The organism is Halorientalis persicus, from assembly GCF_900110215.1.
GTDB lineage: Archaea > Halobacteriota > Halobacteria > Halobacteriales > Haloarculaceae > Halorientalis > Halorientalis persica.
The window spans coordinates 53,868-68,568 of the sequence record NZ_FOCX01000023.1 but is presented as its reverse complement, the minus strand read 5'-3'; the positions used below and the strand labels follow the sequence as shown (position 1 = coordinate 68,568).

At 68.4% G+C, this 14,701-nt stretch carries 14 protein-coding genes; 7 read left to right on the top strand and 7 right to left on the bottom strand.

Annotation, left to right across the window (positions count from 1 at the left end; translation table 11 throughout):
* Nucleotides 1-276 (top strand): transposase (locus BMX17_RS19090; RefSeq protein ID WP_139203583.1); only part of this gene is annotated, 276 nt, incomplete at its 5' end.
* Between the two features lie 372 nt (nt 277-648).
* Here the strand turns inward: BMX17_RS19090 and BMX17_RS19085 are convergent.
* The gene (locus BMX17_RS19085) at nt 649-1,530 is read right to left on the bottom strand and encodes a hypothetical protein (RefSeq protein ID WP_092663090.1); all 882 of its coding nucleotides are present in this window, start codon (nt 1,528-1,530) and stop codon (nt 649-651) included.
* Nucleotides 1,531-1,629: 99 nt separating this feature from the next.
* Here BMX17_RS19085 and BMX17_RS19080 point away from each other — a divergent pair, with 99 nt between their 5' ends.
* Nucleotides 1,630-2,019, top strand: coding sequence for a cupin domain-containing protein (locus BMX17_RS19080; RefSeq protein ID WP_092663088.1), 390 nt, complete (start codon nt 1,630-1,632; stop codon nt 2,017-2,019).
* On the opposite strand, the gene BMX17_RS19075 is transcribed toward BMX17_RS19080, so the two are convergent.
* Genes BMX17_RS19075 through BMX17_RS19060 form a run of 4 tightly spaced genes read right to left on the bottom strand, consistent with a single transcriptional unit; the run spans nt 2,016 to nt 5,468 of the window.
* Nucleotides 2,016-2,780 (bottom strand): DUF7519 family protein, encoded by a 765-nt coding sequence (locus tag BMX17_RS19075; RefSeq protein WP_092663086.1) that lies wholly within the window; start codon nt 2,778-2,780, stop codon nt 2,016-2,018. The two genes, BMX17_RS19080 and BMX17_RS19075, sit on opposite strands and share 4 nt — an antisense overlap.
* The gene (locus tag BMX17_RS19070; RefSeq protein WP_092663084.1) at nt 2,777-4,054 is read right to left on the bottom strand and encodes a DUF58 domain-containing protein; all 1,278 of its coding nucleotides are present in this window, start codon (nt 4,052-4,054) and stop codon (nt 2,777-2,779) included. Before BMX17_RS19070 ends, BMX17_RS19075 begins: the two co-directional genes overlap by 4 nt.
* Nucleotides 4,051-4,638 carry a DUF7269 family protein gene (locus BMX17_RS19065; RefSeq protein WP_092663082.1) on the bottom strand — a complete coding sequence of 196 codons (588 nt, stop codon included), beginning with the start codon at nt 4,636-4,638 and terminating at the stop codon, nt 4,051-4,053. The genes BMX17_RS19070 and BMX17_RS19065 overlap by 4 nt, the downstream gene beginning before the upstream one ends.
* A complete protein-coding gene (locus BMX17_RS19060; RefSeq protein WP_170845480.1) occupies nt 4,635-5,468 on the bottom strand; it encodes a DUF4129 domain-containing protein in 834 nt (277 codons plus the stop codon). The genes BMX17_RS19065 and BMX17_RS19060 overlap by 4 nt, the downstream gene beginning before the upstream one ends.
* A gap of 205 nt (nt 5,469-5,673) precedes the next feature.
* On the opposite strand from BMX17_RS19060, the gene BMX17_RS19055 reads away from it, so the two are divergent.
* From BMX17_RS19055 to BMX17_RS19040, 4 genes are all read left to right on the top strand, one after another.
* Nucleotides 5,674-8,421, top strand: a complete 2,748-nt coding sequence (locus tag BMX17_RS19055) for an AAA domain-containing protein (protein WP_092663078.1) — start codon at nt 5,674-5,676, stop codon at nt 8,419-8,421.
* Between the two features lie 53 nt (nt 8,422-8,474).
* The gene (locus BMX17_RS19050; protein ID WP_092663076.1) at nt 8,475-9,053 is read left to right on the top strand and encodes a hypothetical protein; all 579 of its coding nucleotides are present in this window, start codon (nt 8,475-8,477) and stop codon (nt 9,051-9,053) included.
* A gap of 38 nt (nt 9,054-9,091) precedes the next feature.
* On the top strand, nt 9,092-10,327 hold the full coding sequence (locus BMX17_RS19045) for a lactate racemase domain-containing protein (RefSeq protein ID WP_092663074.1): 1,236 nt from the start codon (nt 9,092-9,094) through the stop codon (nt 10,325-10,327).
* Between the two features lie 68 nt (nt 10,328-10,395).
* Nucleotides 10,396-10,617: a hypothetical protein gene (locus BMX17_RS19040; RefSeq protein ID WP_092663072.1), complete on the top strand. Its 222-nt coding sequence runs from the start codon at nt 10,396-10,398 to the stop codon at nt 10,615-10,617.
* 110 nt (nt 10,618-10,727) lie between these two features.
* Here the strand turns inward: BMX17_RS19040 and BMX17_RS27365 are convergent, their stop codons facing one another.
* Together BMX17_RS27365 and BMX17_RS19035 are read right to left on the bottom strand one after the other, a co-directional pair.
* The gene (locus BMX17_RS27365; protein ID WP_280141421.1) at nt 10,728-10,862 is read right to left on the bottom strand and encodes a DUF7331 family protein; all 135 of its coding nucleotides are present in this window, start codon (nt 10,860-10,862) and stop codon (nt 10,728-10,730) included.
* A gap of 170 nt (nt 10,863-11,032) precedes the next feature.
* On the bottom strand, nt 11,033-13,771 hold the full coding sequence (locus BMX17_RS19035; RefSeq protein ID WP_092663070.1) for an ATP-dependent helicase: 2,739 nt from the start codon (nt 13,769-13,771) through the stop codon (nt 11,033-11,035).
* 102 nt (nt 13,772-13,873) lie between these two features.
* Between BMX17_RS19035 and BMX17_RS19030 the strand changes: the two genes are divergently transcribed.
* Nucleotides 13,874-14,668: an HpcH/HpaI aldolase family protein gene (locus BMX17_RS19030; protein WP_092663068.1), complete on the top strand. Its 795-nt coding sequence runs from the start codon at nt 13,874-13,876 to the stop codon at nt 14,666-14,668.
* Nucleotides 14,669-14,701: the final 33 nt, after the last annotated feature.

Below are 14,701 nucleotides of genomic sequence, written 5' to 3'. Positions count from 1 at the left end.
TATACGGACGGATTTCGGGCCTACGATCCGCTCGAAGAAGACGACGCTTTCACCCGCAAATACGTCGTCCACAGTGACGGAGAATACGCTGACGGCGACATCCACGTCAACACCTGCGAGAGCCACGCGTCGCTGACGCGACGGTGGCTCTCGCCCCACCGAGGAGTGTCAAAAGACAAGCTAACGCCGTATCTCAAAGCCTTTCAGCTCCGCCGCGAACTCTACAGAAAACCAGGTGACGAAGCACTCAAATATGCTCTCGACGCCGTCCTCTAAAAATCAACAACGTGCTTCACAAGAGCGTTACATAAATTTAATTTCTGGCGAGATTACGGACCGACTCACGATCGACCCCGATGACGATCCATATGCAGTGAGATGGCCAGCCTCAACTACTCAGCCCAGTGCACAGTGGATAGAGCGCCAATGGGGGCGCTAGTCGCTTCATTCACGAGTGATGGAGCGGACGCCACTCGCCGTGAGCAGATACGCGACCGCTCGATCGAGCGGATTCGAGGAACGTATCGACAAGCCGTCGGCCGTCTGGTGGACCGGGTGGCGGAGACTGAGGGGTTCTCCCGAGCTGGTATCGTCGCGACCGGCAGTACCGACACAGACCACTTCGCTGGAGGCCGACAGGGACAAAGATCAGCCGACGAGCCGGTCGTCCTCGGCCAGGTACCGCCGCTCGGCCAGCGTCACGTCGGCCATGCCGGCCGAGACGTTCGTCGCGAAGTCCGCGTCGGCCCGGTACCAACCCACGAACTCGCCGTCCTGGTTCCTGATCGACAGCTCCAGCGCCGCCGTGTCCCAGTCGGTCGTCGCGGAGCCGTACGTCGCGACGGCCGCAGAAAGCGACGACCGCAGGCGGTCACGGTCGTCCGCCGGTGCTCGGACGGTCAGGAAGACGGTCCGGTTGCGCATCGACGCACCGGCGACGTTCAGCGCGGTGCGGTCGGCCGCCGTGTAGAAGTCGGTCAACTCCTCGCCCCGGTCCGGATACTGTCCGTCGGCACCCGTGCGTTCGAGCGAGGCGCGGAGTCGATCGGTGAACTCAGCCGCGGAGATGTCCCCCTGAAAGTACTGTATCGGCCAGGACGCGGGCATCCTGTAGCGGGCGAGCGCGCCGCCCGCGGCACTGACGGCCAGCGCGTCCATCCGGGTGGCAGTCCAGGTCGAGTCGTTGCGCCAGGTTCGGTTGACCGTCCCGCCGTACGCTAGTCCCAGGACGTAGGCGTCCCGAAGCAGGCGACTGTCGTTCGAGGCGTAGGTGACTCGAAAGGCTCCGTTGGCCGTCGTCACCGACCGGACCGGGAACTGCGAGGTCGTCACTCCGTCGAGGAAGGCCCGACCGCGCTCCGTGTCGGCGCTGGACGGCGGCGGGGGAGTCACTGCCGGCGTCGTCGGCGTCCCGTCGTCGCCCCCGAGGTCCGGCGTCGGAAGCGGCGTCGGATCGCCGCCGAAGTCACCACTGGGCCCGCTACAGCCCGAAAGCACCAGTAACACTGCCAGCACACCGGTCGTTACCACCCGTCGAGCCCGTCGCACGATTCGTGATAACGGTCGGGTAATAAAAAGCCTGCCCGATCCCCCGTCGGTTTGAAGCCGATCGGCGTCGCCCGGAGCCGTATGGAGTACCAGGTGGTGGATCTGGACGAGGTCGAGGAGATCGAGATGGCGGGGATCGACCAGTTCCCGGCGGGCCACAAACAGCTGACCGCGGCGCTGGGGCTCGAAGAGAGCCACGTCAACGTGTGGCGCTACGAACCTGGCGACAGCACGGCGTTTCACGCCCACCGGGAACAGGAGGAGGTGTTCTACGTGCTGGAGGGCGAGTTCGAGGTGACGCTGGGTGACCCCGACGACCCCGAAACCCGAACTATCGGGCCGGGAACAGCCTACGCCGCCGGCCCGGAGGTCGGTCACGGCCACGAGTACGTCGGTGACGACGAAGGGCTGGTGCTGGCAATCGGTGCGCCACCAGTCGACGACACCTTCCGCGACCCCGAGACCCTCTAGTCGTAGAGGGCGAACAGGAGAACGACGGCGGCCCCGAGCAGGGAGACGAGCGCGAGCAGCGGCAGGTCGGTCACCTGAATCCGCCAAACGACGACCGTGATCGCGACCGTCGCGACGCCGACGACCCCCGTCGTCCCGACGTGAACCAGCTCCGTCCGGGGCGTCGTCCCCGCACGCCCGACCTGTTCGCCCAGCGTGATGGCGTGTCTGGCGGCGTCCCACGCGGCGACCCCGGCGACGGTAGCCCCGAGGATGCCGACCAGTCCGCCGTCGCGAGTGATCCCGCTAAACAGGACAGAGACGAGGACCAGCCCGACGCCAAGCGTCGCGAGTCGCGTCTCCCAGCCCCGCCGGACCGGGAGCAGTCCGAGCCCGAGGACGGCGAGGCCGTAGAGGCCGGGGAGCAGTTCGGCGTCCGCGATCCGCCCGAGGTCGGCCGCGATGGACAGCTGGATACCCCCGGCGACGAGCGTGAGGCCGAGGACGAAGCGGAGCAGCGGCACGAGTCCCTCGCGACGCCGGAACCCCACGCCGAGGACGAACAGGCCAACCACGACCAGCAGGATGGATCGCGTCTGGTCCGGGGCGGTCGCCACCAGCGCCACGCTACAGGCGGCCAGCGCGACCGAGAGCGTGCTCGCGACGCTTGACGGACGGTGATCGACCGGCTGCCGGGTTGGATAGTCGGTCTCGCGGTCGCCCGTCAGCGACTCTCCGCTTCTGTCGACGGTCCCGCCGTCGGGTCGTTCGGTGTCGGTCATCGCTGCCACCGCTCCCGTGCCGCCGCGACGCTCTTGTGCAGCCGGTTCGCCGGGTCCCAGTCGACCACACGGACCCCGCCGCGGTGGAGACGGTCGATCCGGTTGCGGCGTTCGACCGTCGCGAGCCGCTCGCCCGGCGAATCTTCGCCCGTCACGTCCGGGCTGACGACGGTGACGGACTGGCCCCTGGCGGCCTGTGCCAGGGTGAACCCGACGATCTCGTCGTCGGTCAGCGGCGTGAGCAAGAACAGCTGTGCGTTCCCGTCCAGCCGTGTCCTGAGTCTGTCGAACGGGTCGGTATCGGTGCCCCCGTCCGCACGAGCCTGGTCCTCGTTAGGTGGGCGCGGCGAGAGCGACGGGTGGGTGAGCAGGAGGTGTCGGGCGCGGTCGGCGTGGTCGGAGCCACGCCCGGGCGGGAGCCAGCAGTCCGGACCGCCGAGCGTCGTCACGCCCGCTCGCTCGCCGAGATCCCAGACCGATTCCAGAAGTTCTCTGGCGGCCGCGACGCCGTGTGAGACCGCGTGAGGATCGCCGGGCTGGCCGCGGTACGCGTCCGCTCTGGCGTCGACGCAGACGGTCACCGAAACGCTTCGCTCCTGGCGGAACTCCAGAGTGGCCAGCGAGCCGGTCTTGGCCAGCTGTCGCCAGTCGATCCGGGAGCGGGCGTCGCCCGGATGGTACTCACGCGTGTGGTCGAACTCGACACCCGCGCCGCTTTCGTCGGTCAGCACGCGCCCTGGATACAGGTCGGTCGCACCGTCGACCGGTGGCTCCGACGGGGACCGGAGACACTCGATCTCGTCGACCGCTTCGACCTCGGTCTCGACCTCGTGTTCGCCACTCACGTCGCGGGCGATGGCCGTCAGCGGTCGGAACCGGTGTGCGCCGTGTTCCGCGGCGACGGTATAAGAGAAGGTGGTCGACGCTCCGGGTCGGAGTGTGGCGGTGTGGCGGGCCGTCCCGTCGACGACGGTCAGCATCGCGGGCACGCCGTCGATCAGTCGCAGGTCCGGGAGCCACGACTCGCCCTCGTTGGTCACCGTGACAGTGACCGTCACCGTCTCGCCGGGGGCCGGGTCACGCTCGCTCAGGCGACGGTCGACCGCCAGCGAGACCGCGGGCGGGGTCAGGAGGTGTGGGTAGACCGCGAACCCGACGCCGACCGACGCCGCCAAAACGATCAGCGGGCGCTTGAACAGGACGCCCAGGGCGGCCCCGAACAGGGCCACGGCGACGACGCCACGCCAGTGGCGAGTCCGGCGTGTCCGAGTCACGACGCCCCCTCCGCGAGATCGAGGACGGCGGCCACCGTCCGCTCCGCCCGGCGCTGGAAGCGCGACCCGCCCGGGAGCGCGTCGACCAGTCGGCTTCCGAGGGGTCCCGGTCCGTCCGCGGCCAGGAACGCCGCCGCAGTGCGGTCGTCGGTCCACTCCCCGCTCGCGACGCGTTCCCGGGCAGTGAGCCGCGAGTCCCCCTCGACGCGGACCAGCGTCTCGACGACCGCGGTCCGAAGACGGTCGCGGACCGCCGCTCGCTCGTCGCCCCGCAGGTGCGCTCGGGGCCCGAGGTTGCCAGCGATCACGCGGTCGACCGCTGCGCCGGGCGGTGTCCCGGCTGGCACTTCCTCGGTCCGGGGCGGCGTCGCGCCGTCGAAGCCCGAGAGCGAGCGAACTGTGACGACGCCGAGGCCGACGAGGACGACCAGCGCGCCGACGCCCGCGGCCAACAGGTAGTCGTGGCCGGGTCGGGCGAGCCAACCCGTCGAACCGACCGCGGCCAACTCGTCGAACAGGGTCGTGGCGAGCGCCAGCGTACCGAGCAGACCGCCCACGACGAGTGCGACGCGGCGTCGTGTCACGGTGACTCACCGTTGAGACCGAGTCGTTTCCGTGCGGACCGGGCGCGACGGCGACGATCGTCGGTTACCGGCTGGCCACCGTAGCGGACGGCCTCGAAGTCGAGCCGGAGCCGGTCGATCTCGGTGCGGTCGAACCCGGACGCGGTGGCCGCCTCGGCACACTCCCGGGTCGTCAGCGTCTCCGGCCGGTCCACGTCCAGATCCGACAGGAGTTCGTCCCAGGTCTCGAACACGGGGTTGTCGTCGGCGGGCGGTCCGTCCGGAACCGGCCGCGGGTCGTCACCGACCGGTTCGTCGTGGGTCGTGAACAGCCCCTCGAACCGGTCACGATACCGGTAGCACAGGTACGCCGTCGCCACCACCAGCGCCGCGAGGACGAGCAGTGTCAGCAGGTCGACGAGCGAGAGACGCTCGCCCGGGACGCGAGACGTACCGTCGCCGTCACTGCCGCTACGACTGTCGTCGCCCTCCCCGCCAGCACTCTCGCTGTTTCCACCGTCGCCGCTTTTCGCGTTTCCCTCGCTGTCGGCGGCGGCCCCGGCGTGGTCGCCGTCTCCCTCGTCGCCCGCCGGCTGGTTCTGGCTCGAACCTGGCCCGCCGGCCTGGCCCGCGGGACCGTCGCCGCCGGCTGTAGCCGCTTCGCCGCCGTCGGCGACGGCGGATTCGAGTTGCGAGAGAGAGTCGCCGGCGACGGGAATCACCTCGTAGTCCGGATCGAGGGCGTCCGAGGGGTCGGCGGCCACCGACGAGGACAGCGTGGACGCCGAGGCGCCGACCGCGCCGAAACACGCGAGTGCCACCACCAGTGACGTGAGTTGTGTCCGATTCATAGGGACGGGTGCCCGGGTCGCGTGACCGCGGGCGTGTTCGTCGGTCAGTCCCGTGCAGTCCCCATTGTTATCCGCCGTGTACCGTGTGTCGAGCTGTCGTGGTCGAGCGATCTCGGTCCGCGGTAAGTCGCGCGTACCGGCGGAAGCGTCGGTCGGCGGTCGCCGAGGGGAGGGCTTTTGTTCGCTCGGGCGATTCCATTCCATCGTGCAACTCCGCGGACCAGTCGTCGAGGTCGGGGACTCCCGAACGGTCGAGACCAGCCGTGGCACCAGCGACCTCGCGGAAGTTCGGGTGCGGCCCGACGGTGGACAGGCCGAGGCCGTGACGGTGACGCTCTGGGAGAAGTGGACCGAAACTGTCGAGTCCCTCGATCCCGGCATGGAACTGCTCGTGACCAACGTCGAGGAAGACGAGTTCCGCGGCGAGGTGCAGTACGCCACCCAGCGGGAGTCGATGGTCGTCGTCGAACCCGGCTTCCTCGTCGACGTGACCGACGTGCGCTCGTGGGTGCAGTGCCCCCGGATGTACTACCTCAACAAGCTCTCCGGGCTGGAACTGGCCTACCCCGTCGTCAAGGGGACCATCGTCCACGAAGTGTTCGGCGACCTCCTGCGGGGCCGGGACCTCGACGACGCGATCGACGAGCACGTCGCCGAGTCCGGTCTCGAACTCGGCCTGCTGGACAAAGATCCCGACGCGGTCGCCGCCGAAGTGCGAGAGCACGCCAGCGCCATCGAGGGGTGGCTCCAGCAGGGGACCCTGACCGATACCGACCAGTGGCGTTCCGAGCAGACGCTCGTCAGCGAGACCTACGGCCTGAAGGGGCGTGCCGACGCCGTCCGCCGCGGTGGCCCCGTCGAACTCAAGACCGGGAAAAACACCAAGCGGGAGCCCCGCTTCCAGGACAAGATTCAGGCGGCCTGTTACGCGCTCTTGTTGGGCGAGCAAGCCGTCACGGACGGCGGCGCGGCGACTGCCGCCGACGGCGGCCGGGGCGGCGATCCGACCGCCGGCGACCACGCCGCCGAGGCCCCGGATACGGGGACCCTGCTCTACACCAAGAACGCCGCCGTCGAGCGGACCGAGGAGACGGGCGACCTCTCGCCGGCCAAGGACTTCTCGCTGGGTCCCGGCCTCCTGAAGTTCGTCGTCCGCACCCGCAACGAGATCGCGGCGATGGAACACGACGTGAGCGTGCCGACGGGGTACGAGGCCGACGCGAAGTGTGAGTACTGCTTCGAGCAGGACACGTGCATGGCCGTCTCGGGCCGACTCGATCAGGAATCCAAGGCCGGCCAGGTCGGCAGTCCGATCCCGACGGACGAACGCGAGTACTTCGACCGCTTCTATCGCGCCATCGAGGCCGAGCGCCGGGCGGTCCATCGCGAGTACACGAAACTCTGGCGACAGAGCGGCGAGGAACGGGCCGACGACGATCGCGCCCTGATCGGCCTCGAACCCAAGGGCCAGACCGAACGCGAAGGTGGCCGCTGGGAGCTCCGCGCGAAGGGAACCGGCGCGGTCTCGAAGATCCGCGAGGGCGACGTGGTGCTGGCCAGCGACGGGCATCCGGTCCGCGGCCGGGCGGAGATGGCTCGCGTCGAGCAGTTGGGCGAAGAGATCGTCGTCACGGCGGACGAACCCGTCGAGTTGCGACGACTCGACGTGTATCCCTCCGAGATCGGCACCGACCGGATGCTCACGGCGCTGCACGACGCGATCCTCAAGCAGTCGCCCGAGAAGAAGGCGGTCTTGTTCGGTCGCCGCGAGCCGGAGTTCGCCGAGGACGATACCACTTACATCGACAACAACGATGCCCAGAACGAGGCGGTCTCGCTGGCGGTCCGGGCCGAGGACGTGGCGCTGATCCACGGTCCGCCGGGAACGGGGAAGACCTACACCCTCGCGCGGACCGTGCGCGCGCTCGTCGAACGGGGCGAACGCGTCCTGCTGACAGCGTTCACGAACCGAGCGGTCGACAACGCCATCGAGGCCCTCGAAGAGCAGGGATTCGAGGATATCGTGCGTGTGGGGACCGAGACGGGCGTCCGGCCGGATATGCAGGGGTACCGACTGCCCGACAGCGGCGACCCACAGGCACTCGCGGGGCAATTGCGGGACGCCTCGGTCGTGGCGGCGACCACCGCGTCGTGTGGCTCGACGGTGATGCGCGAGCAGTCCTTCGACGTGGCGCTGGTCGACGAGGCCGGCCAGCTCACCGAGCCGGCGACGCTGGCGGCCGTGACGCTGGCCGACAAATCCGTCCTCGTCGGCGACCACCAGCAACTTCCGCCGGTCGTGCAGGCGGCCGACGAGGAGGGGAGCGCCGCCGCGCCGCTCCAGACCTCGCTGTTCGAGCGGCTGATCGAGGCGTACCCCGATGCTGGCGTCATGCTCGACCGCCAGTACCGGATGTCCCAGCGCATCCAGGCGTTCGCTTCTCGGGAGTTCTACGACGGACGACTGCGACCCGCGACCGGCGCGGTCGCGAGCCAGCGCATCGACGACCTCGACGGGGTTCAGATGGATGCACTCCCCCCGAACCTCCGTGACTCGGTGGCGTTCGTCGACCCCGACGGACAGGCCCGGGGCAACACCAACTCCGTCGAGGCCGAGGCGGTGGTCGAGACCGTCCAGTCCTACGTCGACGCGGGCGTACCCCCCGAGGAGATCGGTGTCATCGCGCCCTACCGCGCACAGGTCGCCGAGATCAACAAGCGCGCGCCGACCGGCGTGACCGTCGACACCGTAGACCGGTTCCAGGGGTCCTCGAAGGAGGTGATCGTGGTCTCGTTCGTCGCCACCGACACGCTCGACGGGCCGATCTTCGAGGATTACCGGCGGATCAACGTCGCCCTGACGCGGGCGAAGAAGGCGCTCGTCCTGGTGGGCGACGCCGACGCGCTCGGCACCGACCCGGTCTACGGCCGGATGGTCGAGTGGGCGCGGTAGTGTCGGCGGACCGGCGTCTATTTCCGGGCACCCTGTGAACGATCCGGGAGCGAATGGTCTCTATCCCCGAACCCCTCCGGAGCCCCTGGGTCCGACTCGCCCTCGTGGTCGTGATCGTCGCGGTGCTCGGACTGGCCCATCCGGCCGTGACCGACCTCCCCGGGTTCTCGGATCAGACCGGGCCGACGAATGCCTCGATCGCCGAGTTCGAGCAGGTCGACGACGGGTGTAAAGACGACGTGGCAACCTTCGCGGGGGGGTCGAACGAGGGCGACGATCTGACTCGGACGACGTTCGTCCAGACCGGCGGCCCGAACGCGTCCCTGTCGGCCTGGGTCGAGCGGACCTCACCCGAAGGGACCGATCTGAGCACCTTCCGCGTCCACGTCGACACACACGGCGGGAACGCGTCCGGTGTGTCCTGCGAGTACGGCGTGCAGTACCGCATCACCGTGACGACCCACGGCGGTTCCCGGCCGGGTCTCTTCCCCGACGCACACGGACTGCAGGTGGTCTGGCTGGAGAACGGGGAGTACAATGGCTGTTCGAGCAGTGTAACGGGCCAACTCGACGCCGAGTGTCACCGCTTGGGGGAAATGCCAGAGAGAACCTGGGCGAACGCGACGGCCTGACCGACAGCTACTCCGCCCTGCGGTCCCCAGACGCTCCCATGACGGTATCGCTCCCGCTCGGCGAGGCTGAGATTTCGGTCTCGCTCCCCGACTGCGACGTGACCGTCGCCGAGCCACCGGGCGGTGAGGCGGTCGACGTACGCGACGCGGCCGAAGCTGCCGTCGCGGCGCCCCACGGCCCCGAACTCGCTCGCCTCGCCGATCCGGACGACCTCGTGACCGTCGTCGTCACGGACGTGACGCGTGCGACGCCCGACGACGTGCTCGTCGACGTGCTGCTCTCGGAACTGGAACGGGCGGGTGTCGCCCGCGAGCAGGTCACCGTCCTGATCGGCCTGGGGCTCCACCGGCCGATGACCGACGACGAGATCACGGCGGGCCTCGGCGACCACGCCGACCTGGCGATGAATCACGACCCCGACAAAACTGCGCAGGTCGGGGCAGTCGACGACTGTCCCATCGAAGTCCACGAGCGCGTGGCCGACGCCGACCTCGTGGTCTCGACGGGGATGGTCGAGCCCCACCAGTACGCGGGCTTCTCCGGCGGTGCCAAGACGGTCGCCATCGGTGCGGGGAGTGAGTCGCTGATCCGGTACACACACGGGCCGGAGATGCTCGCCGAGGAGGGCGTCCGTCTCGGCCGGGTCGAAGACAACCCCTTCCGCGAGGCCGTCGACCGCGCGGGCGAGGAGATCGGCCTGGACTTCTGTCTGAACGTGACCCACGGCCCGTCCGGCGTTCTCGGTGCGAGTGCCGGCCAGCCACGGACGGTCGTCCGGGACCTCGCCGCGGTCGGCCGGGACGCTCTCTCGGTGCCGGTAAGCGGATCCTACGACGCCGTGCTCGCGGGCGTCGGCGCCCCGAAAGACGCCAACCTCTACCAGACGACGCGGGCCGCGACCTACGTGGTGCTGGGCGACCGCAACCCGCTCCGCGAGCGCGGTCGCGTCGTGATCCCGGCCGCGCTCCCCGAGGGGGCGGGCGAGGGGACCGGCGAACGGCGGTTCTACGATCGGCTCGGCGGAGCGGACAGCGCCGACGCGCTCTACGACGAGATGCGGGCGGGCTACGAACCGGGTGCACAGCGGGCGTTCGTCGTCGCGCGGGCGCTCCGGGACCACGACGTCTACGTGACCGACAGTCAGTCTCCCGAGATCGTCGAGGAGTGTCTGATGGAGGCTCGCGAGAGCGTCGAAGACGCCGTCGAACCCGGTAGTTCGGTGCTGGTCGTCCCCGACGCGCTGAACACGTTGCTGGTCGAAGACACCGACTGACCACTGCGTCCGGGTCGAACGTGGTGGTCGACTGAACGCTTATGTCCCCGTGTGACGTAGTTCGGCACATGATCCGAGGTACCCTCCAGTGGCTCGGCGAACGCCTGGGACACACCGACTCTGCCGACGGCGGCGACTCGGACGGGTCGAACGGTTCCCGGTTCGTTCCGTCGGTCCTGGACGCATCCGTTCGCTACGCACACGGTGGGAGCAGGACGGGTCTGGAGTCGGAAATCGCCCAGATGGAGGAGAAAGCCCGCGTCCTCGACGACCAGCGGCGGGACCCGTGACGAGGCAGTGCAGTCGCGGCTGCCGACCGTGGGCTCTTTCTCGACGGTCCCGACGGCCGAACATCGGCGGGTAGTCGTGGGCTATTCGGGACAGGTCCCGGTTTCGGCGGTCAGGTCTGGTGGCCGAGCTCGACGGCTGCGTCGGACTGGAGCCACGCGCGGGTGTTCTGGGAGTCGTAGATGACGACGGTTCCGTCGGGAGCCTCTTCCTCGACGAACCGACCCTGGTTTTCTCTTTGCTGCATCACTCCGGGGTAACAGACGGTGCCTATATGAGCTTAATCGGGGATTTCGAGACACGTCGACGGGATGACGTTGCCCCAACTCTGCCGATTCCGGCCGGGGTAGCGTCTGCTTTCGCCGCTCCCGGTCACTCGGTGACCGCCGGTGTCACCGGACGTGAACGTTATCGCTGTTACCGACCTGTGGTGACGCTCCGTTCCTCGTCGATCTCGTCGAGGACGCGTTCGTGGAACTCCTGGAGGACCTGGCTCTCGTCTTCCGCCAGCACCACGTCCGAGGCCATCAACGTCGCCAGCCCGAACGCCCGCGGTGTCGGGGAATCCACCCGGCGGGTGACGATGTCGACCTCGCCCGCCTGCACGTCCCCGAGAACGTCCTCGATGGCCTCGACGTTGAGTTTGTCCGATAGAAGCTCCCGGTAGGTCTCCTCTATCACCGCGAAGTTCGGGAGGTCCTCTGCGAACCCGAGGAGCATATCACTGGAGACCTGTTGCTGGCTCGCGGATTTCTCCGTTCCCTTGTACCGCTTGAGGATCATCAGGGCACGCGTCGCGTTGATTCTGAAGTACCGTTTCAGGAGGTCCGTCCCTTCTAGGCTCGCCCTGAGGTCCCCCCGGACCGCCCCCGGGTCGATATCTTCCAGCAGGCCCGCGAGGTCGACTTTCCGGTTGAGCGGCATCGAGAGCGTGAATCCGTGATCGGCGACGGCGACCTGGACGTTGGCGTTGGCCGTCTGGGCCACCCGGTAGGCCAGCAGGCGCGAGAGGCCGTCGTTGAACCGCCGGCCGTAGTTGGAGTGGACGTAGTAGTGGCGTTCGTACGATTCCCGGTCCATCTCGGTCTCGATCACCAGCCGGTCGTCCGTACTGACGCTCTCGGGACCGGCGTACGCCACCTGCTCTTCGAACATTCTGGTGATGGCGCGCACGCTGTTGTCCGACAGCGGGAACTCCCGGAGCCAGCGCCGGACGGCCGCCGGCCCGCGGTCGGTCAGTCGGTCCACGAGGTCGCGCTGGAACGACAGGATCTCCCGGCCCAGGTCGTAGGATAGCGGGAGGCGTTCGGAGAACCACGACGGGACGGTCGGGCGCGCGCTCGTCCGGTCGACGTACACCTTCGAGCCGCGGCGATACTTGAACTCGAAGTTGCTCCCCCCGAGGACGAACACGTCGCCGGATTCGAGGGTGTCCAGGTACTCCTCGTCCAGCTGGCCGACCCACTCGTCGCCGTTCCGGGTGATCACGTCACAGGTAAACGAGTCCGGGATGGTCCCGATGTTGGTCATGTAGATGACCCGCGCGAGGCGGCCGCGCTTCCCGACGAGCGGTTCGCCGACCGTGAAGTCCTCGTAGTGGTACTCGCCGTCGGGCGGATCGTTCTCGTCGCGCCACACTTTGGCGTAGACGTTGCGGTCCTCCAGCCCCTCGTAATCGGCGGTCAGGTACCGCAGCAGTTGCTCCCAGTCCTCGTCGCCGTACTCTCGGTAGGGGTAGGATCGCTGGAGGATGCGCCCGATCTCGCGTTCGGTTCGGGGGCCGTTGATCGCCATGCCGTAGACGTGCTGAGCGGCCACGTCCTGGGCGTTCTCGGGGACGAACACGCGGTCGACGAACCCCTCTTCGGCTTTCTTCAGCATCACCGCGCACTCGAGTAGTTCGTCCCGGTCCAGCGCGACGACGCGTCCGGTGACGGTCTCACCCAGCTGGTGGCCGGCGCGCCCGACGCGCTGGAGCAGGGCGGCGACGGATTTGGGGGAGCCGACCTGAACCACGAGGTCGAGGTCGGGCATATCGATCCCCAGTTCGAGGCTGGTCGAAGTGGTCACCACGTCCAGGTCGCCGGCTTTGAGCAACTCCTCGACGCGCTGGCGCTCCTCGGTCGAGAGACTGCCGTGGTGACAGCCCGAGTTGGTCTCGTCGTAGCCGTCGTAGCGCTCCCGGAGGTTCTGGAGGACGCGCTCGGCCCCCGACCGCGTGTTCGTGAACACGAGCGTCGTCGTGTGGTCCCCGATCAGGTCGTGGAGTTCCCGGTAGAACCGGTCGGTGATCAGGTCCCGAGGGGTGTTGATGAGGTCGTCGGTCGGGCAGGTCAGCTGCACGTCGAACTCCCGGACGAACCGCGTGTCGACGATCTCGTAGTCCCGCGGGGGGCCACCGGGTTCGGCGCGGCCGACGAGGAACTCCGCCATCGTATCGAGGGGTTCGACCGTCGCCGAACAGCCGACCCGCGTGGGCGAGGTCGCCGCGAGCGCTTCCAGTCGCTCCAGCGAGACCGAGAGGTGCGTGCCGCGCTTGTTCTCGGCGAGGCTGTGAATCTCGTCGACGACGACGTACTCCACGGTCCGTAGCTTCTCGCGGAACTTCGGGGAGTTGAGCAGGATCGCGAGCGTCTCGGGTGTGGTGTTGAGGATGTGGGGCGTCTCCTCCAGCATCCGCTGGCGTTCGCTGTCGGGCGTGTCGCCGTGCCGGATCGCGTGGCGGATCTCCACGTCCTCGCCTCGGTCGTCGAGTTTCTCGGTGATCCCGCTCAGGGGAACCTCCAGATTGCGGTGGATGTCGTTGGCGAGGGACTTCAGCGGGGAAATATAGAGGCAGTAGACGCTGTTTTCCAGACCCTCGGTGCGGTCCCGGCGGAACAGTTCGTCGATGATGCTCAGAAACGCAGACAGTGTCTTGCCACTCCCCGTCGGCGAGGCGACGAGCGCGTTGGTCCCCTCGTGGATCAGTGGGATCGCCACCTTCTGTGGCGGCGTGAAGTAGCCGCCGTTCTGGGGGACGTACTCGCCGAATTGTTCGACCCACCACTCTCGGACCGGGGGTTCCAGCGAGTCCAGCACGTCGGCGTCGTCGATCTCGACGGCTGCGGGATCGAAATCCACCGAGGCACCGGCCAGCAACTCGCGCTCTCCCATCCTGCCCGCCCTACGGTCGTAGTTCCCAAGTCGGTTTGGACCGCGCGGTGAAAGTGAAACGTCGCGGTGCGTTTACGGAACTCCCAGCCCAATATCGGGTCCATGCCGGACTCACAACGGTCGAACACGCTTGGAGAGCGACTCGAGAACGACGAGGTGGCACTGGGCGTCCTCGACAGCACGTACAGCCCGACGCTGGTCGAGTTGTACGGCGACCTCGGACTGGACTTCGTCTGGATCGATCTGGAACACGGCGGCCCGAGCCCGTGGGACGCGGGCGCGCTGGAGAACCTGCTCCGGGCGGCGGAGGTGACCGACACGGAATTGCTCGTGCGCGTCCCGACGAGCCAGCCAGAAGGGATCAGGAAGGCCCTCGACGCGGGGGTTCGGAACGTCTTTCTCGCCCGTGCCGAGGGGGCCGCGGAGGTCCGTCAGGCTGTCGAGGCGGCCCGCTTTCGCTACGAGGACGAGCCCGGCAAACGCGGACTCGCGGCCCCCCGAGCCCGCCGCTGGGGGATGGCCGACGAGTACGTGGCGACCGAGGACGCCGAGACGATGGTCGGCGTCACCGTCGAGACCAGGGAGACGCTGGCCGAACTCGACGAAATCCTCGCGATCGACGGCCTGGGGTTCGTCTTTATCGGTCCGCTGGACCTCTCGGTCCAGCTTGGCCACCCGGGCGAACTCGACCATCCCGAGGTCCGGGAGGCTGTCGAGACCGTCCGCTCGAAGGCCATCGACGCCGGCGTCCCCGTCGGCGGTCTCGGGTTCGGGATGGACGACGTGAACGAGAAGGTCGAGCAGGGATACCGGATGCTCAACCTCGGCAGTACAACGGGTGCACTGCAGGCGGCGGTCGGGGACTGGCTCGACGCCTTCGAGGGCGACCGGCCCTGATCGGACCCGCCCGTCGGCGTTCGGTCCCGGGTC